At 54.4% G+C, this 19,380-nt stretch carries 19 protein-coding genes; 16 read left to right on the forward strand and 3 right to left on the reverse strand.

All coding sequences use genetic code 11. The features are described from left to right. Positions 1–34: 34 nt before the first annotated feature. From HY282_02675 to HY282_02685, 3 genes are all read right to left on the reverse strand, one after another. The gene (locus HY282_02675) at positions 35–301 is read right to left on the reverse strand and encodes a hypothetical protein (GenBank protein ID MBI3802649.1); all 267 of its coding nucleotides are present in this window, start codon (positions 299–301) and stop codon (positions 35–37) included. A gap of 76 nt (positions 302–377) precedes the next feature. Continuing rightward, positions 378–2,261, reverse strand: coding sequence for an AAA family ATPase (locus HY282_02680; GenBank protein MBI3802650.1), 1,884 nt, complete (start codon positions 2,259–2,261; stop codon positions 378–380). A gap of 165 nt (positions 2,262–2,426) precedes the next feature. Beyond that, positions 2,427–2,720: a 4a-hydroxytetrahydrobiopterin dehydratase gene (locus HY282_02685; GenBank protein ID MBI3802651.1), complete on the reverse strand. Its 294-nt coding sequence runs from the start codon at positions 2,718–2,720 to the stop codon at positions 2,427–2,429. Between the two features lie 127 nt (positions 2,721–2,847). Between HY282_02685 and HY282_02690 the strand changes: the two genes are divergently transcribed. From HY282_02690 to HY282_02765, 16 genes are all read left to right on the forward strand, one after another. After that, complete coding sequence (locus tag HY282_02690) at positions 2,848–3,192, forward strand: DUF971 domain-containing protein (protein MBI3802652.1); 345 nt, start codon at positions 2,848–2,850, stop codon at positions 3,190–3,192. Positions 3,193–3,295: 103 nt separating this feature from the next. Further along, complete coding sequence (locus HY282_02695) at positions 3,296–3,817, forward strand: HPF/RaiA family ribosome-associated protein (protein MBI3802653.1); 522 nt, start codon at positions 3,296–3,298, stop codon at positions 3,815–3,817. 267 nt (positions 3,818–4,084) lie between these two features. After that, complete coding sequence (locus tag HY282_02700) at positions 4,085–4,681, forward strand: hypothetical protein (protein ID MBI3802654.1); 597 nt, start codon at positions 4,085–4,087, stop codon at positions 4,679–4,681. Continuing rightward, complete coding sequence (locus HY282_02705) at positions 4,678–5,481, forward strand: tetratricopeptide repeat protein (GenBank protein ID MBI3802655.1); 804 nt, start codon at positions 4,678–4,680, stop codon at positions 5,479–5,481. The genes HY282_02700 and HY282_02705 overlap by 4 nt, the downstream gene beginning before the upstream one ends. A 94-nt stretch (positions 5,482–5,575) precedes the next feature. Continuing rightward, positions 5,576–7,042 carry an MFS transporter gene (locus HY282_02710; GenBank protein ID MBI3802656.1) on the forward strand — a complete coding sequence of 489 codons (1,467 nt, stop codon included), beginning with the start codon at positions 5,576–5,578 and terminating at the stop codon, positions 7,040–7,042. Between the two features lie 267 nt (positions 7,043–7,309). Next, entirely contained in the window at positions 7,310–7,825 is a 516-nt protein-coding gene (locus HY282_02715) for an NUDIX hydrolase (protein ID MBI3802657.1), read from the forward strand. A 73-nt stretch (positions 7,826–7,898) separates the two neighbouring features. Further along, on the forward strand, positions 7,899–8,246 hold the full coding sequence (locus HY282_02720; GenBank protein ID MBI3802658.1) for a TraR/DksA C4-type zinc finger protein: 348 nt from the start codon (positions 7,899–7,901) through the stop codon (positions 8,244–8,246). Between the two features lie 253 nt (positions 8,247–8,499). After that, complete coding sequence (locus HY282_02725) at positions 8,500–9,816, forward strand: FHA domain-containing protein (protein MBI3802659.1); 1,317 nt, start codon at positions 8,500–8,502, stop codon at positions 9,814–9,816. Further along, positions 9,813–12,212, forward strand: coding sequence for a protein kinase (locus HY282_02730; protein ID MBI3802660.1), 2,400 nt, complete (start codon positions 9,813–9,815; stop codon positions 12,210–12,212). Before HY282_02725 ends, HY282_02730 begins: the two co-directional genes overlap by 4 nt. Before the next feature lie 247 nt (positions 12,213–12,459). After that, entirely contained in the window at positions 12,460–12,858 is a 399-nt protein-coding gene (locus HY282_02735) for a hypothetical protein (protein ID MBI3802661.1), read from the forward strand. After that, positions 12,855–13,334, forward strand: coding sequence for a hypothetical protein (locus tag HY282_02740; GenBank protein MBI3802662.1), 480 nt, complete (start codon positions 12,855–12,857; stop codon positions 13,332–13,334). Before HY282_02735 ends, HY282_02740 begins: the two co-directional genes overlap by 4 nt. A 28-nt stretch (positions 13,335–13,362) precedes the next feature. Continuing rightward, positions 13,363–14,424, forward strand: a complete 1,062-nt coding sequence (locus HY282_02745; GenBank protein ID MBI3802663.1) for a trypsin-like peptidase domain-containing protein — start codon at positions 13,363–13,365, stop codon at positions 14,422–14,424. A gap of 106 nt (positions 14,425–14,530) precedes the next feature. After that, on the forward strand, positions 14,531–16,261 hold the full coding sequence (locus HY282_02750; protein MBI3802664.1) for an ATP-dependent DNA ligase: 1,731 nt from the start codon (positions 14,531–14,533) through the stop codon (positions 16,259–16,261). 8 nt (positions 16,262–16,269) lie between these two features. Next, positions 16,270–17,583, forward strand: a complete 1,314-nt coding sequence (locus HY282_02755; GenBank protein MBI3802665.1) for a hypothetical protein — start codon at positions 16,270–16,272, stop codon at positions 17,581–17,583. Positions 17,584–17,586: 3 nt separating this feature from the next. Next, the gene (locus HY282_02760; protein MBI3802666.1) at positions 17,587–18,303 is read left to right on the forward strand and encodes an ABC transporter ATP-binding protein; all 717 of its coding nucleotides are present in this window, start codon (positions 17,587–17,589) and stop codon (positions 18,301–18,303) included. Positions 18,304–18,413: 110 nt separating this feature from the next. After that, positions 18,414–19,205, forward strand: a complete 792-nt coding sequence (locus HY282_02765) for an acyltransferase (GenBank protein MBI3802667.1) — start codon at positions 18,414–18,416, stop codon at positions 19,203–19,205. The last annotated feature ends 175 nt before the right edge of the window (positions 19,206–19,380 follow it).

Raw genomic sequence — 19,380 nt, forward strand, 5'->3', positions numbered from 1 at the left:
CTGATCTTTTTCGCCGAGCACCGTTCGCGCAAAATCACTCCTCAAACCAGGCGTCGAGCGTTCCGTCTTCAATCTCCTCAAGAGCCACCGCATTAAAGCGGTGGTATTGAACCCAGTGGGCGAGCTTCTGGAGGGTCTCGAGATCCGTTCCCCGCTGCTTTCTTGTCGCCTTCCATTTCTTTTCAATCATCTCTTCGGAATATTGCTGAACTTTTTTCAAGAAAGAATGGACCACCATCGCCTTGAGTTCAGGCTTGAGGGCGGCCGCCTGCTTTCGATGTTTTGGATGATAAAGCGCCATGGCGTTCTCCCAAGGTAAAAATGACAAAGAATGAATATACCATGGAAGCGGCATGAAAACAGCTTAAGGGTGTTTTTTATAAAGCGCTTAAATCGACGGAATGGTCCGTTCCCTTGGGTGAAAAGGGGTGGACGCTGAGAAGGACCACCTGTCGTCTCCGGGCGGCGCCGCGCAACAACTCCAGCGCCGTCGCCTGAGAAGCAGGGGAGAGGATGCTGAACGGCTCGTCGAGAAACAGGGGAAAGGGGGTCTCGGAAAGATGATCGAGCGTCGCCAAAATCAGGGCGATAAAAATTTGATCGGCCGTGCCGGAGCTGACCTGGTGCAGGCCAAAAGCACTGACGTTGATCTCTCCGTTTTCCTTCAGGTGAATCGCTCGGCTCTGACTCCGATCAAAAAGCGCATAGAGGATGTTCGTCTGTTTTTCGATCTGCTCGAAGGAGAGAGGGGGGGTCCTCTGTTTTGCCAGAGAGGTCATAACGGAGAGGAAAGGGGTGGGAGAGGGTTCGGAGCCTGCGGCGGGAAGCGGCCCCAGGTCGGGCATCTCTATCTGCTGCGATTCATTTGAATCGGGCAGGCGGAGCGCCTCCTCGAGACGGTAGAGCTCTTCATTCAGATCGGTGAATCCCTGAAGCTTCGCCTCCAGCGCGGCGAAAGCGGCTTCGCCTTCCTGAGCCTGCTGGGCGATGATTTCAACCGTTCCCCCCTTCAGAAGGCTTTCCCTTTTCTCCGCGAGCTCTTTCTTTTTATGAACATGCTGCTGATAGGCGCGCTGACGCTCTTTGAGTTCCTGAATGTCCTTACAACCCGACTTGGAGAGAAGATCGGTGACCTCTTTGTACTCCTTGTCGAATTTCCGGTTGACCGAATTGATCTTCTCGTTCATTCCGGCCAGCTTTTTTTCCAGTCCGGATTTTGCGGCATCTCGCTGGTGAAGCTGAAAATAGGCGAAGAGCGAGAGTCCGATTCCTCCCAAGACCCCGATCGGAAAGAGATAGCGAAAGGGACCATGGAGGGTGATAAAAATCGGGAGGAGGAATGAGAGGATGGTCAGGATGACGCCGACCTGCAGATGGCGATCCTGGAAGAGGTCTGTCTCGCCGATTTGCATCAACCGGGCCTGCATCTCCTCTTTCTCTTCCTCCAACTGGGTCAGCCCGTTTTGCTTTTGCTGCAATCCCTCTTCATATTGACGGAAGAGCTCCGGACGGGTGATCTCGATCCCTTGCCATCCCGCGAACCTCTTCGTCTCCGCTTCGGCCACCTGGTTCTCTTGCAACGTCAGGTCATTTAATTGATTCAATCGACGTTTCAGCTCGGCGACCTTGTCGCGGGCATTCAGCATCTCCTCTTCGCACCGGCCTAATTCCTCCAGCTTCTGCCGGATTTCTTCCAATCGACGCTCCTTCTCGGCACGGGTTTCCGGAGTAAGCAGCGCCTTCTCGGCCGGCTTGGACAGAGGAACCGGGCCGCCGGCCGCCGAGGCCGCAGATCCGTGGGTCGCGACCGTCGGCTTAGGGGAGCCGTTAGATTTAAGAACAATCGATGGAAACTGGAGCCGGTCAATTAAAAAGAGGGGGAGCAGGTGGCTCTCCGACAGGCCGCCGGCCTGATCGCAGACCCAGGCGGTAATTTTTTTCCGATCTTTTTCGATCAACGTTTTTTGCCCGGAGGGGTCGAGCCGTGATAGATTAAAGATTCCCTTCTGATAGTCACCCGTGATACGGTAAGTTGCTTTGTCTTTCGCCTGCAGAATCACCGCGGCCTGCGCCGGCTGATTCTCGACCCATCTCACTCCGGTCAATTCGGTCCCGAAGAGCAGTGACGAGAGGATACGCAGAACGGCTGTCTTGCCGGCGCCGTTGGCGCCCGTCACGATGTTTAATCCCGGTTTGACCGGAAGACGGGTCGGTTTATGAAACGGTTCGATTCCATAGAAGTCAATCGCAAGAAGAAGCATCTTTTCGGTCCATTACCGGGGTTTTGTTCGAGAATTAATATGAAGTATACCAAAATTGCAGAAAAATCGGGAAAGGCTGCGACCGAAGAATCGGCATAAAAACCGGGTAGAATTGGGGCTCTATACCTATTTGGGATGAACGATTTATTGGACGGGAATAAAAGATTAAATCGTCGGGGGTTTTTCGACTTGATCGATCATTCGCGCTAGGTTAAAATCTTTATCCGTGATTCCTCCTTGGCTGTGAGTGGTCAGCTTGAGGAGGACCCGATTATAGTTGATCATCATATCGGGGTGATGGTCGACCGAATCGGAGAGCTCGGCCACCCGGTTGATGAATTGCATCGCGGCTTTGAAGGTCCTGAAAGAGTATTTCTTTTGAAGCATGCTGTCGTAGAGCTCCCAGCCCTTCAGGTCATGGATTTTTCGTTTTACTTCTTCCATCGAGAGGAGTCCCATTGCCTTTCCTCCTAAAACAGATCTGATAAAGGTCAGATGCCTTAATTAATTCTACTTTCAGAGTAGCATGACGCGGAAGAAGAGGTCAATGCGGTCCATTTGACACTGTTTTTCTAAAGGAGTCGATATGATATCGAAAGAAGCGATCCCCATCGAAATTGCAAATTTGAAAGAGAAAGGAATTCGGATCACCTGGAGCGATCAACACCAGGCCGTCTATCCGCATCTCTATCTTCGGGAGAACTGCCGTTGCGCCTCCTGCATTCATGAATGGAGCGGAGAGCGGCTGATCCCCCCCGGCAGCATCCCCGCCAATATCGCCCCGGTCCACATTGAAGCGGTCGGGCATTACGCCATCTCGATCCATTGGAGCGATGGGCATGATACCGGCATTTATCCATTCGATTTCTTAAAAGAGATCTGTCCTTGCGAGAGCTGCATCAAAGAGCGCGCGACGGAGCGTCACAGATAGTCTAAAACATCGGGGCGGTCTCCAGTTGTTCTGCGATTTATATGGATTGAGCTTCTCGGCAGAATTTAATAGAATGGAAGAGAGATGCAGAAAGGGGGTTTTTATGGACATCAAGATCGAATGGCAACACTCCAAACCGTCACCTTATTGGAATGAAGTGATTCAGGATCAGTTTAACCGTCTGAAGCAGGGACGCCAGAAGATCACCCACGCACGGATAACCCTTCGAAAAAGTCAACATCACCTCAACGGCTCGGAAGAGGCAACGGTCGTTCTCGCCGTTCCCGGAAAGACCCTCACCGCCAATAAAACGGGTGAGACCATCGGCGATGCGATCAATGAAGTTTTTAGCGCAATCGGGCAAGAGCTCCAACGCTACCGGGGTAAGAAGGAACAGATCGGACAGAAACTGCCCGCTGAAAGCCACCCCCATGGGGTCATCGCTCGGCTATTTAAGGAAAGCAATTACGGTTTTATTCAATCCGACGGTCATGAAGACATCTATTTCCACCGGAACTCGGTTCATGGAATGGCGTTTGATGAACTTGAAGAGGGAAGGCGGGTCGAATTCGAGGTCGAGGAAGGGGAAGAGGGACTGCAAGCCTCGCGTGTTACCATCAAGTAGGGTCGTCGCGAAGCGCCCTTGGAACATCTCCTCAGATCGACCCTGTTGAACCCAAAGCGATATGCCCAAATCGATGGGCCCAAATCGACGGGATCGATCGGTGCGCTCCAGGCCGGTCGGTCCCATTTTTTGTCATCCGGGATCAGCGATAAAAATAAAATCAATAAAATAATGCTTATATAGCCCCTGAAAAGAGGCAATTCGATTTGATTTCAATGCCTCTCATGTTATAATGGCGACCGGCAACATATACTCCAGGAGGCATTAATGGAAGAAATTTTTCCAGGCATTGAAACATGGTCATGGTATTCGGAAGAAAAAAAGATCCATTTTAATGGATATCTCGTCGGACAGGGGAAAGAGCGTGTCGTGATCGATCCCCCTCCGATGACCATTGACGATAAACAAGATCTCTCGATCAATGGGGTGAAGGCGGTCATCCTGACCAACCGCGATCATATGCGGGAAGCGATGGAGTGTCGGCTGCTGCTCAACACCAAGATCTGGGCCCCGGAAGCGGATGCCGCTGAGATGGGGTCCATCACCGTCGATCACACCTATAAAGACGGAGAGCTGCTGCCGGCCGGATTGAAGGTCGTGTCGATTTCGAACGGGAAGTCTCCCGGAGAATCGGCGCTCTATCTGAACCAGCAAGGGGGGATCTTTATCGTGGGGGACGCGCTCATCGGCCGAAACGATGGAACCGTGGGCCTGCTTCCTCCAGACAGATATGCCGACGTTAAAAAGGCAAAAGAGGGCCTCCGGCGACTGCTGGAGCATGATTTTGAAATCCTCTTGGTGGGAGATGGGAAACCGATCCTGAAAAACGGCAAGAAAGCGGTGGAGACGTTTCTCAACAGTTGATGCAGATTCATTCCTTTCTGCAGCGGGGAAACAACGCATTCGCTCAGGGCGATTACGCAACAGCGCTTCAGTATTATCATAAGGCGCTGGAGGGGATCCGAGGCGATCCCGATCAGCTCGCCGACCTGCACGGCAACATCGGAAATGTACACGCTGCGACCGGACAGGTCGATCAGGCGATCGATCATTATAAAAAAGCGGTAGAGATTCTCAAGCGAGGTGAAGATTACGCGCGCCTGGGGATCTCCTATGTCAATATCGGCAATCTCTATGCCGACGAAGAGGATTATGATCAGGCGATCCACTTCTATAAACAGGGGGCGCTGCTCTTGGAGCGGGAAGAGCGTTGGGAAGAGGTTGCGGTGTTATATGGAAACTTCTCGATGGTCATGTTGAGAAAATCAAAACCGGAAGAGGCGTTGAATTATGCGGAAAAGGGGCTGGCCCTTGCAAAAAAGTTGAAGCGGCCGGCAATTGTTGCCGACCTCTCCCATCGGCTCGCCAAAGCGAAGGGGGCATCGGGCGAGATGGAAGCCGCGCAACAACTCAGCGAGGCGGCCCATGTCCTCTATGCGGAACTACGGAATGAGATCGGCTGCGCCGCCACCCTTTATCATCAAGCCTTCCTCCACGAGGAGAAAGGCAATTTAGAGGGGGCCATTCGCTGTCTGGAGCAGGTCGTTGCCTTCGATGAAAAATATCATCTCCCGAAGCTCTCCGAGAATAAAGCACGATTGACGGCGCTGAGGGGAAAACGCGCTTCGTCCGGCGCGTCATCTGATCAAAAAAAGAAAGAATAAGACCTTTAATTTCAATTTTTGCCTCGAAAATGAAATTCGTATGGTATAAATAGCCAGATCATTCGTCGCTCTCGGGTTGATCTGGAAGGGTCCGTTGGAAAAGGCAATCATCGTAGAAAAAGAACCATCTCCTGGAACGCACGCTCGGAAAAGTCTTAAATACGCCATTCGCGACGGTCTTTTTTTTTCAATCATGTCGGGGGCCGGAGAAAGCTACTTCAGCGCTTTCGCCATTTTCCTGAAGGCCACCAACCCTCAAATTGCGCTCCTGGCCTCCCTTCCGCAGCTGATCGGCGCATTTTTCCAATTCATCTCGGTCAAGCTTCTTAATTTTCTGAAAAGCCGAAAAAAGATTATCCTCTGCGGGGTGATCGGTCAAGCATTGGCTTGGCTTTTTATTCTTTCGACGTCTATCATCTCCGAAGAGAGCGCGCTTCCCTGGCTGATTGCATCGGTCTCTGTTTACTTCGTTCTCGGCAGCTTTGCAAATCCGGCCTGGAATAGTCTGATGGGAGATCTGGTCAATTCAAATCAGCGTGGAAGGTATTTCGGAAGAAGAAACGGGGTAATGAGCATCGCCGCCTTTGCCTCGCTTTGCGGGGCAGGCCTTCTTCTTCATCAGGCGCAGGGATGGGGGAAAGTCGCTCTCGGTTTTGCGATCCTATTCTCCATTGCATTCATCGCGCGGCTGATCTCGGCGTACTATCTCTCCCGCATGACCGAGCCTCGATACACTCCGAAAGCCGAAGACCAATTTTCGGTCTGGCAGTTTATCCGGAACGGCAGAAAGACCAACTTCGGCCGGTTTGTTCTTTTTATCGCATTGATCCATTTTTCAGTTCAGGTTTCCGGACCGTTTATCTCTCCTTTTCTTCTCCGGGATCTCCATTTCAGCTACCTTCAATTCATGGGTTCCTCCGCGGTCACGGTCCTGGCGCAATTCCTCACCCTTCACATCTGGGGCCGGTTCGGAGATCAATTCGGGAACAAAAGGGTCCTCACGATCACGGGACTCGTTCTTCCGATCATCCCTCTTTTTTGGCTCTCTGCAACGAATTTCTATTTTATCCTGGCGGTCCAGACGTTCGGGGGGATCATCTGGGCCGGATTTTCGCTCTCGATGGGAAACTTCGTCTTCGATGCCGTCTCCCCGGCAAAGCGGCCGCAGTGTGTCGCAATCTATAATTCCGCCAACGCCATCGGAATCTTTCTCGGCGCTACGTTCGGAGGATATTTGAGCCGCTGGTTGCCGAGAGAAATCAACATCGGGTCGTTCCATCTGCTGTTGACCTCCAATTTGCAACTTTTATTTTTATTCTCTGCAATTTTCCGGTTCGCTGTCGCAATGAAGTTCCTGCCGATGATTACCGAAGTGAGAGAGGTTAAACCGTTCGAGACGAAGGATCTTTTTATCGTCATCGCTCAGATGCGGCCGATCTCGGGGTTCAAGTTCAATCTCTTTACCCTCGGCCGGGTCCGAAGGCAATGGACCGTCAAATCGGGGGGCGTCGCCAAGCAAGAAGAAGAGGTTCCTGTGACGGTCGGCCATGAAAAAGAGTGATCGGAGTCTCTGTCAGACACTATAATTGATCGACCTCCTCCAAGTCATCCGTTCGAGACCCTCCTTGATTCTCTCTGACCTATTCCGCCTGCTTCTCCGGGCCGAGCCGCTCTTTAAGTAAAGCGGGTGCGGTGATCCCCTTTTGAGATCGAAATGTCGTCATCTCTCGAAAAGGTCTTGTCATTTGGATTTTGTTAGTGCTACAATTTTTTAGGATTTAAAGGGGGCGTTCGGCAGGCTCGGTCGCTGCTGAATGAGAGAGTTGAAATGAAAACCAGAAGACACACATCGTCCGGGGGGGTTATTTTTAAGGCAAAGGAAAATGACATCCAGGTTGTGCTCATCTCGCATTACAACCAGAAAGGAAAGCTGATCTGGTGTCTTCCGAAGGGCTCGGTCGAAAAGGGTGAAACGTTACAAGAGACCGCCGTCAGAGAGGTGCGCGAAGAGACGGGGATCTTCGGCCGTATTCTTGAGAAGATCGGTCAAATCCAATATTGGTTTTATTCCAAGGAAGAGGAAACAAAAATTTTTAAAACGGTTCACTTCTATCTTTTAGAGTTTTTAACCGGAAACGAAAAGGATCACGATTCCGAAGTCGATGAGGCAAGGTGGGTCGCCCTCCAAGAGGCGTTGGGAATGCTGACACACAGCAGTGAGAGGGCGATTATGGAAAAGGCGGTCCGCTATTTAACGGCGGCATACAGCCAGGACATTCAAGTTCCGATGGGAAATGCGGAAGTGAAACTGCCTGACGATTCGAGCAATCCTCAAACATTATAAGCGATAAGCTTCTGTTTTTGGGTGGAGGTTGTTGATGGAGCAAGGTGAAAAAAGACGAAAAGCGTTGGAAGAAATGCTCGCGGCAAGGCGGAGGGAGGTCGTCCAACAGATTGAAGCCCTCATGGAAAACCAAGGCGACGCCGTCGCGGGAGATGGGATTCTCGACACGGGTGACCAGGCGCTCAAAAGTCACGAGACCGATGTCGATTTCACCCTTCTGGAGATGAAAAACCGCCGGCTCAAAGAGATAGAAGAAGCGCTCTTGAAGTTACGGGAAAACCGATATGGAATTTGCGAAGAATGCGGCGCGGAGATCAGTGCAGGTCGGTTGAAAGCAATGCCGTTTGCACAATATTGCGTCACCTGCAAAGAGCGGCAAGAGCTCTTCGATAAGATCGAAAAAACCAGGAGCGAGGCGTAAAGCGCAACACCCGGACGGCCACGTCCGATCGAACCGGTCGGAACTCTTTTTTCGGCCGGGTCGCCGCGTTGCTCGCGGCGCGCCCTCGTTATTCCACATTCTCCCTCAATCCCTGATTTGCACCATCCATCGGGGCGCATGCCGCCCCGTGAATATCCCTTATTGCCATCTAAAATACCCCCTCTGGTTTGACAAGAAATAGGTTATAAACTACACTAAATTCAAACCGATCTCTTCCATCCGCCGAGGGGAAATGTTAAAAGACCTCATTTCAAATCAACGGGTATTGTTCTCGAAAGATCTCTATTCCGCAGGGCAGATTGAAACTCTTTTTAATGATCTGAAATCGAAAGGAGATCTGGTCACCGCCATTTTAACGTTAGAGGAAGAAGATCGCTCGCTTCTTCTGTTCATATTGCAGGACGATCTTTATGCGGCGGTTCAATTAAAGGACGATACATTTTCTTCCCTTCCCTTCGCCGATTACTTTTACTTGATGTCTCAAGCAGAGGGAGCGCTCCACCTTTATATAACCAATCCAATCTTCTTTAAAGCCCTTCTTGTCTTATCGCAAAAAAAACCGAGTATTGTCGCAACCACCGATATCCTTAATATTGAAGCACTGCTGGCCCAAGTTCAAAAAAAGAAAAAAGAGGCCGTCCTCCTTCTAAAGAAGAGCGGAGAGGTCAATTTGTTCTATTTTAGGAGCGGTAAGCTCTCGGAAGGTTACTTTCAATCTCCCGGCGAAGCGAAGAAAGAGGGTACGCTTCAAGAGCAGCTCTTGGTATATACCTATTCATCGGATGAATCGGACCCGATGGAGATTCAACTTTTTTATGACTTAGACGTCACACCCGCCGCCGATGTGGATGATGCCCTCGAAGCGCTCGGCGAAGGGGTGGAGCAGCGACTCGCTTCCCTGCCGAGACTCATCCTGAAGCAGGAAGGGGGAGGCGCGCACGTCGAAAAAATTTTGGACAAGGGGTTCTTTACATTGGGGCGGGATCTCCGAAGCGATTGGGTGATCAAAGACCCGATGGTATCAAGGGAACATGCATTGATCAGTCAGGATCAAGACGGATTTCATATTGAGGACCGGGGAAGCCGGAACGGAACGCTCGTAAACAAAGAGAAGGTCACCCGTCAAAAGCTCTCAGACCATGATGAAATCAAGATCGGCTCGGCCGAATTTATTTTCTCGGAAAAGGAAGCGCCAAGCCGTCCGGCATCTTCCGCTTCTCTGGAGCTGACCCCTTCCGAGCGCACTTTAAAGGGGACCATCGCCTGGACATTGGAGGTTGTTTCAGGAAAAGAGATCGGCCGGGCTTATGAATTGGCCCCCAGGCGGCTTTCCATCGGCCGGGGAAAGGCCGATATCTCCGTGAATGATCCGAAGGTTTCCCGTCATCATGCCGATTTGGAATGGTCGGAAAAAGGTTTCGTCCTCGTCGACTTAAAGAGCACCAATGGAATTCTGGTGAATGATCTGAGGGTAGAGAAAACATCCCTTTCCGAAAATGACATCATCACAGTGGGGGACACCCGCTTGAGGGTCGTTTTAAAGAAATGAACCAGTCCCCATGGAGCTTCGACGGCTCCTTGCTCTTCAATGATCCCCTCCTTTTTTTCCAGCAATTCATTTCAGGCGCTTCAGAGGCAACCGTCATCGGTTATGCCTTTCTCTTTTTGCTGATCATCATCGGCTTTATTTTCGGCCAGCGCTACCTGTCCATGCGGGGATCGACCAATACATTCAATCCCCTCAAAGAAGCAAAGGAGGCGGAGAAATCGCGTGATCTTTTCCGAGCGGCGGAACTATACGAGCAGGGAGGAGAGTACGACGAGGCGATCCGAGCCTACAAAGAGGCACGGGCCTATCAACAGGTCGGACGGATCTTCGAACTGAGAAAACAATGGCAAGAGGCGGCCCAGTTCTACAAGCTTTCAGGAGACACGGAAAAAGCAGCGGTCATGTATCAAAAAGGGGGAGAATATGTCCGCGCGGCCGAATGTTATCTCGCCTGTAAAAAGATCTCGCTGGCCGCCGAGGCCTACGAAAAGGGAAAACGGTTTCATGAGGCGGCCGCCCAGTATGAGCGATTCGGAAACCTTCTCAAAGCAGCGACCGTTTATGAACAAGCAAATGAGCTGGATAAATCAGCCGAGATGTATGAGAAGTACTTCTTGAGAGAGAAGAGAGCCCACACAGGACCTCCTTCCGAAAAGAGCCGGCAGCTTGCGCAGAGCGCTTATCAGAGCGGCCAGCACTATATCAAGGTAAAACAATTTCAAAAGGCGACGGAGATTCTCACCGCCGGAGGATTTCACCTGGAGGCGGCGGAAGCGGCCGTCCATGGAGGGGAGGTCGAGAAAGCGGCGGAGCTTTTTCTCGCCGCCCGCGCATTTGATCGGGCTGCGGCGCTCTATGAGCAAATGGGCGATATGCACCGAGGGCATCGCGTCGTCGGGAAAAAGTTTAAGGAGGAGAAGGAATACCTGGCGGCCGCGGAGTCTTTCGAAAGGGGCGAGGGCTGGGCCGAGGCCGCTGAAATGTATGAGCTGATGGGGAGGAAAAGCCAGGCGGCCCGGATGCTGATGAATAATGGCGACTATCACCGCGCCAGCGAGCTGTTCCTCGCAGAAGACGATCCGACCGCGGCTGCGGAGGCTTATGAGAAAGGGGGCCGATTTCGGGAAGCGGCCGAACTCTATGTGCAGCTGCGCCAGTTTGATAAAGCCGCTCAGATGCAAGAAGCGGGTGGAAACTTCTTCGACGCGGCCGTTCTCTACAAACAGCAAGGACGGGTCGACGAGTCGATCTCCTATCTGCAGAAGATCGACTCTCAGTCGTCGAATTACTACCAGGCATCGCTTTTACTCGGCCAGCTGCTTACGGAAAAGGGGATGGTCGATGCGGCGCGCGAGCGATACCAGAAGATCCTCTCGCAGGAGTCGATCGGTCCGGATAATCTGGAATGTTACTACCGGCTGGCGCTTCTGTATGAAAAGCGAAGGGAGTTTGAAGAAGCGCAAAGCCTCTATGAAAAGATCCTGGCGGAGGATTTTAGCTATCGCGACGTAAAGACCCGAAACGCCGTGATCAGAAAAGCGCTCGCCGAGGTAAAGAAAGTCTTGGAGGCGACCCGGATGGAGGAGCTTCCCGCCAAACCGGCTTCCCCCTCCGCGCAGCAGACTTCCTCCCGCTATAAGATCATCAAGAAGATCGGGCAGGGAGGAATGGGGGTCGTTTATCAGGCCGAAGACACCGTCCTGAAACGAATTGTCGCCTATAAGATTCTTCCCGCGGCGATCCGGGAGAATGAAGTGATCCTTCAGAATTTCCTTCAAGAAGCCCGGATTGCCGCCGGGCTGAACCATCCCAATGTGGTGACGATCTTCGACACCGGAAAAAACGGAGACGAGATTTTCATCACCATGGAATATGTAAATGGGATTACGCTGAAGGAGTTTTTGGAGAAGAACCCCTCCGACCTCAAGGCGCATCTCGAAATCATGAAGGAGATCTGCCTCGGCGTCGCTTACGCCCACAGCAAAAATGTCGTCCACCGCGACCTCAAGCCGGCCAATGTCATGCTTGCGCACGATCGCCGGGTCAAGATCATGGATTTTGGTCTCGCAAAGGTGGTGAGCGAATCGGCCGCCGACAAAACGTCGGTCAAGGGAACGCCGCTTTACATGGCGCCGGAGCAGATCTTGGGAGAGAAGGTCGACCACCAATCGGATATCTACTCCCTCGGATGTACTTTCTACCGGATGGCGGCGGGCCGCCCTCCCTTCGTTCAAGGCGACGTTTATTACCATCACCCCCCCACCCCCCCCCGCGAGCTCAACCCTCACGTCTCAGAGGCCCTCAATCGCCTGATCCTGAAGGCCATCGAAAAAGGCAAATCAAAAAGGTATAAGAAGGTTTCCGAAATTATTGCCGATCTCGAAAAGCTCTCTTGACCGTCGGTCCTCCTCCGCTCGCCGCTTATCTTGACAGCCTCCAAACAAGGAGATTAAACTCAAAGCACAGAACAATGTGCGGCGAGATCTCCGGCGGCATGGCCCGCAACGACGGTCGGAACATGGACCGGCCGTATCCTGGGATTTCACGCGTTGCACTCCAAGCTGAGTCGTACATTTTATGCATATTTTAATTGACAACTTCGTCCACCTCCATTAGAGTGGCGACCATCGTTCGGAGGGTGCTGTGAAGGCCATTCCCTATCTTTTTCTCGTGATTCTTCTCTTCTCTGCTTGTGCAAGCGGTCCGGAACGAAAAGAGCCGGAAGAGCTTCCAAAAGACGCGGTCATGTTCCCGTTCGGCTATTCCACCGCCTTCGATCGGATCGGTGACGCATTGGAAGCGGAAGGGTATGATATCGCGATCGCCGACAAACAGGCCGGTCTCATTCAGACCAACCTCAAGGACCTCGCCATTGCGCCCGAGGGGTCCAAGCTTCAGTATCACGGCTTCTATCGGGTTCATGTCGACGGAGACCGAGATCGCTCCTGGGCGCTGATCCAATTTCTCGTGATGCCGGAGCTGCCGGGAGAGCGTGAAAAATTGATCAGTCGGATCCAAGGAGAGTCTCCCAAAACACCATGACCCATTCGCCTCCCCTTCGTGGAAAGGGCATCCTGCTCTGTTGTCTCCTGATCGCCGTCTTGTCCGGCTGTGCCTCCTTGTCACCCAGCCGGCACGAAGGAACCGCCCGGATTGAAATCGCCAGTCCCGGAATCGGCGGCGGCCTGGAGCTCTTTCCATCACTCGTAACCATCGCGCCGGGGGAAAAGGTCTCTTGGCACAACCAGACCACCTATGACCTTCAGATCAACATCGATCCCGACGAATCTTCGGAGAAACGCCCCGCCTTCATTTCACACAACGCGACCGTAGAGACGGTCTTCGCGGAGCCGGGAACCTATTCTTATACCCTCTTTTTCTCATCGGCAAAAACCTTCGGGCAAGCGACCGGAAAAATCGTCGTCGAAGATCCGAACCGCAGACCGGCGCCGTCCGATCGAGACCGTGAGAGACCGCCGCAAGAGCGGATCCCTGATTCGGAACCTTACATCCTCTAATTCATCCGGAGAGGCGATTTACACTCGAATGCATCGGATTGCGGGGCTTTTTTCGATCTTTCTTCTCCTCCTCTTCGTTCCTTCCGCCTGGGGGTTGTCGGCGGATGAAGAAAACACCATCGACATCTACCAGCGGGTCAACGCCAGCGTCGTCAACATTACCAGCATCGCCGTCACCTATGATTTTTTTCTGAACCCGATCCCCTCGGAAGCGTCCGGTTCCGGATCAATCATCGATAAAAAAGGATATATCCTTACCAACAACCATGTCATCCGCGACTCCCAACGTCTCGAGGTGACCCTGGCCGACGGAAGCAAGTGGCCGGGCCAATTGATCGGCTCCGACCCGCAAACCGACCTCGCCGTCATCAAGGTCAATGTCCCTTCCGAGCGGCTGACCACCATTCAGATCGGAAGCTCCGACGGAATCCGGCCCGGCCAGAAGGTCCTGGCGATCGGAAATCCGTTCGGTCTGGAGCGAACGCTTACCTCCGGCATCATCAGCTCCGTTCGAAAGAGCATCAAAGCGAGCGACCTCGAAATGGATGAAGTCATCCAGATCGATGCGGCGATTAACCCCGGCAATTCCGGCGGCCCGCTGCTCGACTCGGATGGAAAGATGATCGGAATCAACACCGCGATCTTTACCCCATCGGGCGGGAGCGTCGGAATCGGATTTGCCATTCCGATCAACGCCGCAAAGCGGGTCCTCAACGAGCTGATCACGAAAGGGTATGTCGCCTATGCCTGGATCGGGATCGACACACAAAGCCTCATTCCTGAATTTGCGGAGGCCCTTTCAGCGCCGGTTCGGCGGGGGGTGATTGTCGCCCGGGTCGCGCGGGGCGGGCCGGCTGCGCAGGCCGGCATTCGCGGGGGAACCCAGCGGGTGGAGGTTGGAAACGCCATCCTCGTCGTCGGCGGAGACATCATCGTCGCCATCGACGGGGAGCCGGTTGAATCGGCCGAGGAATTCCACCGGTTCATGCGGACGAAACGCCCCGGCGAGCGGATTCGACTGACCCTCTTTCGCGGACGGGAGAAGAAAGAGGTCGAGGTCAAACTTGGCGACCGACCCCGCCGCGGCTGATCCGCTTCTGCATTCTGCTGATGACGTCTCCTTTTAGCTCGGATCGGTCTATGATATGATGAGTAGGTTGATCGTTTTCTGACGGGCGCAGAGGTTTAAATAAAAAATGAAATTTCTAGACCTGGTTCATTATTTTGAAAAGCTGGAAGCGACCTCCAAGCGGCTTGAAATGTTCGCCATCCTGGCGGAGCTGTTTCAACAGGCCGACGCGGAAGAGATCGACCGGATCATCTACTTCACCCAGGGGGAGCTGCTTCCGCCGTTTCACGGCATCAACATCGGAATGTCGGAGAAGTATCTTCTTCGCGCGCTGGCCAAAGCGGGAGAGGTCGAGCTCGAGATCGTCTCGAAAAAATATCGGATCCTCGGAGACCTCGGCGGTCTGGCGGAGACGGTGATCCAAGGTCGTGGGAAGGGCCGGAGCGTCTCGGAGGTGTATCAGTCGATCTATGAAATCGCCGAGACCTCGGGGGAGGGGAGTGTCGAACGGAAGATCGACGCCGTCTGCCGCCTCTTCTCTTCCGTCTCTCCGTTGGAAGCAAAATATGTCTCCCGGTTCATGGCAGGCAAATTGAGGCTCGGCGCGGGAGATGCAACCGTCCTCGAATCGCTCGCCCTCGCCAAGGGGGATCGCGCGTTTCGGAAAGAGCTCGATCGGGCTTATAATATCACCTCCGACCTCGGGCTGGTCGCCAAGACCCTTTTTGCGTCGGGAGAAGAGGGTATCCGCGCCATGTCGGTTCGGATGGGTTATCCGATCCGCCCGGCGCTCTGCGAGCGGCTCAGCTCGCCGGAGGAGATCGTCGAGAAGATCGGGCGCTGCGCCGTCGAGGTGAAATACGACGGCTTCCGCTGCCAGGTCCATAAAAGTAAAAACGACCTGGCGATCTTCTCCCGGAATCAAGAACGGACAACGCCGATGTTTCCCGAAATCGCCGAGGCCTGCCGCGCGCTCTTTGGAAAACAGGAGGCGATCTTGGAAGGAGAGGCGCTCGCCTACGATGAGGCAACCGGCGATCTCCTTCCCTTCCAGGTGACGAGCCAACGGAAGCGCAAACATGGAATCGAAGACATGGCGAAGGCCTTCCCGCTGAAATTCTTCGTCTTCGACCTCCTCTATCTGAACGGGGAAGATTATACCCATTACGGATATGCCGACCGGCGTAAAAAAGTGATCGAGCTGATTCAGAAAAAGAGCGCCGTGATGGAAGCGTCGCAAGCGATCGAAACCGACGATCCGGTCAAGATTCAAAAATTCTTCGATTCCTCGCTAGAGCGGGGGCTGGAAGGGATCGTCGCCAAGCGGCTCGATGCCCCCTATGCCGCCGGCTCGCGAAACTTCAACTGGATCAAGCTGAAGCGAAGCTACAAAGGGGAGCTCTCCGACTCGGTCGATCTCACCATCGTCGGCTACTTCGTCGGCAAGGGACACCGGGCGCAGTTTGGGATCGGGACGATCCTCGCCGCTGTATACGATCCGAACGAAGACCGGTTCAAGACGGTCACCCGGATCGGAACCGGCTTTTCGGAAGAGGAGCTGGTCGAGCTCAAGCGGCTGCTCGATGAAAATGTCTCCCCCGAACGGCCGCACCCGGTCGACTCCGAAATCGTCCCGGACGTCTGGATCTTCCCCAAATATGTCGTGACGGTCACCGCCGACGAGATTACCCGCTCCCCCAACCATACCGCGGGGCGGGATGCCGAAGGGGTCGGCTATGCCCTCCGCTTCCCCCGGGTGCAGGGCTTCATCCGGACCGATAAGAGTCCCCCGGATTCGACGACGGTCGATGAGATCGTCGACATGTTCAACCGGCAAAAGCGCGTTAAGATGGAGTAGGCCGCCCATTGCTTCGTTCGTATCTCAAATTCCGTTTAAAAGCCCTCCTTCGGCTCCTGGGGGAGGAATGGCCGACCTATTTTCTGCTCGGACCGGTCATGGTCGGTGCCGTCTTCTTGTTGGGCCGGCGGATCTTTCATGACTTTGCGTCGAGCGTCGGGAAGATCGCGCCGTCCTCGATTTCCAATGAGACCATGTTGCAGCTCGCCTTGGCCGCCCTCTTCTTAAAGATGTTCTTTAACTTTCTCCCCCTGTCGAAACGGATCTATCCCACCGAGTCGTCTCTCGGGATCGACGATCTTCTGCCGATCCGGTCGGAAGTTCGTTATCAGATGTTTTACATCGACCAACTCGTGAGAGACTTTCCGTTCTTTTTGATCGCCTTCTTCGTCGTCCTCTTCTTCGGAAGAACCGACCTGATCGCCTGGGTCGTCACCTTCTGGCTCTTCTTTCCCGGCATCGAGGTCGGTCTGACCCTTTTCTGGAATCACCTCAAGCCGCCGAGCCAGAGCGAGCTGGTCCTCGCCTTCTTCATCCTACTCTGGTTAATCTGGTTTTTGCCGGTCGAGACGATGGGGTGGTGGGTCGATTTCATCGCCCCTTTCCTCGTGACAATCGGCGTCTGGGGATTCGGACGGTGGCGCTATAAAGATGTGGCGGCGGTCGAAGCGCTGCTGCTGGAGTCGCAGCCGACCGGCCGGCCCTTTCCGGGGGTCCGCTTTCTGCTCCCCGAGACGGTCCGTCCGCTCGTCGTCCGAGATTTTATTTTAACCCTCCGGAATTTCGCCCCGCTCTTTTGGCGCAATGTCGCCTTGGCGCTCATCCTTCTCTTGACCGTCGCCTTCCGGGGGAGCGTTTCGGTCGCCGTCCTCTGCGCGGCGGCGGTCTACTTTCTCGCCTCGACCGCATCGACCCTTTTTGCGCTGCAGCGGCCCTATCGGGGGATCGACTATGCCCTTCCCCTTCCGGTCGAGCGGATCTGGCGGGGAAAGATCCTCTACGCCATTTTCATTTCGGCGCCGGTGCCGCTGTTGGCCTGGCTCATCGAAATGGCGATGCGTCCGCAACCCCCCGGCGCAGGGCTTCGTCTGCTGGTCGAGCTGGTCTTGATCGGCCTCGCCGTCGCTGCGTTGACCGGCGGGACCATTTGCGAGGGAGATCAAAAACCGGCGCTCCATGCGATCGTCGCCGGATTCCTCTCCGTATTGGCGACCCTCTTTATCTCGGCGTTTCACCCCCTTCTCTTTGTCCTCGTCTTCCCCGTCCTCGGATACCTCCGCGGCTCGGCGATCACCCGGCTGGAAAATGAGGAGGCGGCGTAGCGGATGTCGATCCAACTTCACGGCATCACCAAACGTTATGGAAACATGGTTGCCCTCCAGCCGATCGATTTAAAAATCGACGGGGAGATCTGCGGACTGATCGGGAACAACGGCGCCGGCAAATCGACGTTGATGAAGATCATCACCGGACTGCTTCAGCCCGACGCCGGAAAGCTCGAGATCAACGGGATCAATCCGAAGCAGGAGCCGGAGGAGGCGAAACGGCAGATCGGTTATCTTCCGGAGTCGCCGATGCTCTACCCGAGGCTCACGCCGGAGGAGCTGCTGACCTACATCGCAGAGGTCAAAAAGGTCCCGTCGCCCGCGGCCGAAGTCGACCGATGGCTGACGACGTTTGGGTTGTTAGAAAAGCGGCGGGCGCTGGTCCGCGACCTTTCATTCGGGATGAAGAAGAAGGTGGCCCTCTCCACCGCGTTTATCGGCGCGCCGCGGCTGCTGATCCTCGACGAGCCGTTTAACGGGCTCGACGTCGCCACGATGGAGCGGCTGGCCGAGATGATCGTCACCTTCAATCAAAACGGAGCGACCATCCTCCTCTCCAGCCATCTGATGGAATATGTCGACCGGCTCTGCCGGCGGGTCTTGATTCTCAAGCGGGGCGGGGTGGTCGGGGAGGGGAGCCCGGAGGCGCTGAAGCAAGAGGCGAAAGCCGCCTCGTTTCACCAAGCGTTTCTTTATTTTACGAGGGAAGAGAAATAAGGGAAGAGAAATAGCGGTCAGGATTCAGCCGTCAGCGATCAGCTTAAGAAGACTTCTCTTTGCTGATGGCTGATCGCTGAAAGCGGATTGCTTCTTTTTAGGAGCTTTTTATGAAAGTCGGGTTTGTCCAAATCGATTGTAAGTTCGGGGAGGTCGAGAAAAATGCCGCGCGGGCGGCGGAGCTGATGGGGCAGGAGCGGGCCGACCTGTGGGTCCTGCCGGAGCTGTTTAATACCGGCTATCAGTTCGTCTCGAAGAAAGAAGTCGTCTCCTTGGCCGAGCCGGTGCCGGCCGGCCCGACGACACAGCGGCTGATCCGGCTGGCGAAAGAAGGGAAGAGCCATCTCGTCGCCGGATTGGCCGAGAAGAGCGGAAAATCGCTCTACAACGCGTCGGTCCTGGTGGGGCCGAAGGGGCTGATTGCGGTCTATCGGAAGATCCACCTCTTTTATGAAGAAACCCGGTGGTTCACCCCCGGGAACCTGCCGTTCCAGATCTCTCTGGTCGGAAAAACCCGCGTCGGAATGATGATCTGCTTTGACTGGCTCTTCCCGGAGGCGGCGCGCAGCCTCGCCCTTCTCGGGGCCGACGTGATCGCCCATCCCTCCAATCTGGTCCTTCCCTATTGTCCCGATGCGATGCCGACCCGCTGCATCGAGAACCGCCTTTTTGCCGTCACGGCGAATCGGGTCGGCTCCGAGTCGCGCAAAAAAGAGACGCTGACTTATATTGGACGAAGTGAAATAGTCGACCCGAAGGGGAAGATTCTTTATCGCGCTTCGGACAAGGAGGAAGAGGCGCATGTCGTGGACATCGATCCGAAGCTTGCCCGGAATAAATCGCTGAATCGGTATAATCATCTTTTCAAAGATCGGCGGGAGCGGTTCTACGTGAAGGGCTGAATTCGGGGCTTGCGCCCCGGACCCCTACTGCATGAAGGTCGTGGGGTTTTACCCCACCCCCCACCGTGGGGGCCGACTGCCCGGCCCCCTCCGGCCTCCCCGTGCAGCCGGGGGGAGATCCCCCCCGCTCCCCCCTTACGGTCACAACTTGTACCACGCGCGGGAGAGCACCGCG

The organism is Candidatus Manganitrophaceae bacterium (assembly GCA_016200325.1).
GTDB lineage: Bacteria > Nitrospirota > Nitrospiria > SBBL01 > Manganitrophaceae > Manganitrophus.

What these genes read in the sequence shown, in the direction of transcription:
- HY282_02675 (MBI3802649.1), bottom strand. Translation starts at nt 301, where the DNA reads ATGGCGCTTTATCATCCAAAACATCGAAAGCAGGCGGCCGCCCTCAAG.
- HY282_02680 (MBI3802650.1), bottom strand. Translation starts at nt 2,261, where the DNA reads ATGCTTCTTCTTGCGATTGACTTCTATGGAATCGAACCGTTTCATAAA.
- HY282_02685 (MBI3802651.1), bottom strand. Translation starts at nt 2,720, where the DNA reads ATGGGACTCCTCTCGATGGAAGAAGTAAAACGAAAAATCCATGACCTG.
- HY282_02690 (MBI3802652.1), top strand. Translation starts at nt 2,848, where the DNA reads ATGATATCGAAAGAAGCGATCCCCATCGAAATTGCAAATTTGAAAGAG.
- HY282_02695 (MBI3802653.1), top strand. Translation starts at nt 3,296, where the DNA reads ATGGACATCAAGATCGAATGGCAACACTCCAAACCGTCACCTTATTGG.
- HY282_02700 (MBI3802654.1), top strand. Translation starts at nt 4,085, where the DNA reads ATGGAAGAAATTTTTCCAGGCATTGAAACATGGTCATGGTATTCGGAA.
- HY282_02715 (MBI3802657.1), top strand. Translation starts at nt 7,310, where the DNA reads ATGAAAACCAGAAGACACACATCGTCCGGGGGGGTTATTTTTAAGGCA.
- HY282_02720 (MBI3802658.1), top strand. Translation starts at nt 7,899, where the DNA reads ATGCTCGCGGCAAGGCGGAGGGAGGTCGTCCAACAGATTGAAGCCCTC.
- HY282_02725 (MBI3802659.1), top strand. Translation starts at nt 8,500, where the DNA reads ATGTTAAAAGACCTCATTTCAAATCAACGGGTATTGTTCTCGAAAGAT.
- HY282_02730 (MBI3802660.1), top strand. Translation starts at nt 9,813, where the DNA reads ATGAACCAGTCCCCATGGAGCTTCGACGGCTCCTTGCTCTTCAATGAT.
- HY282_02740 (MBI3802662.1), top strand. Translation starts at nt 12,855, where the DNA reads ATGACCCATTCGCCTCCCCTTCGTGGAAAGGGCATCCTGCTCTGTTGT.
- HY282_02745 (MBI3802663.1), top strand. Translation starts at nt 13,363, where the DNA reads ATGCATCGGATTGCGGGGCTTTTTTCGATCTTTCTTCTCCTCCTCTTC.
- HY282_02750 (MBI3802664.1), top strand. Translation starts at nt 14,531, where the DNA reads ATGAAATTTCTAGACCTGGTTCATTATTTTGAAAAGCTGGAAGCGACC.
- HY282_02760 (MBI3802666.1), top strand. Translation starts at nt 17,587, where the DNA reads ATGTCGATCCAACTTCACGGCATCACCAAACGTTATGGAAACATGGTT.
- HY282_02765 (MBI3802667.1), top strand. Translation starts at nt 18,414, where the DNA reads ATGAAAGTCGGGTTTGTCCAAATCGATTGTAAGTTCGGGGAGGTCGAG.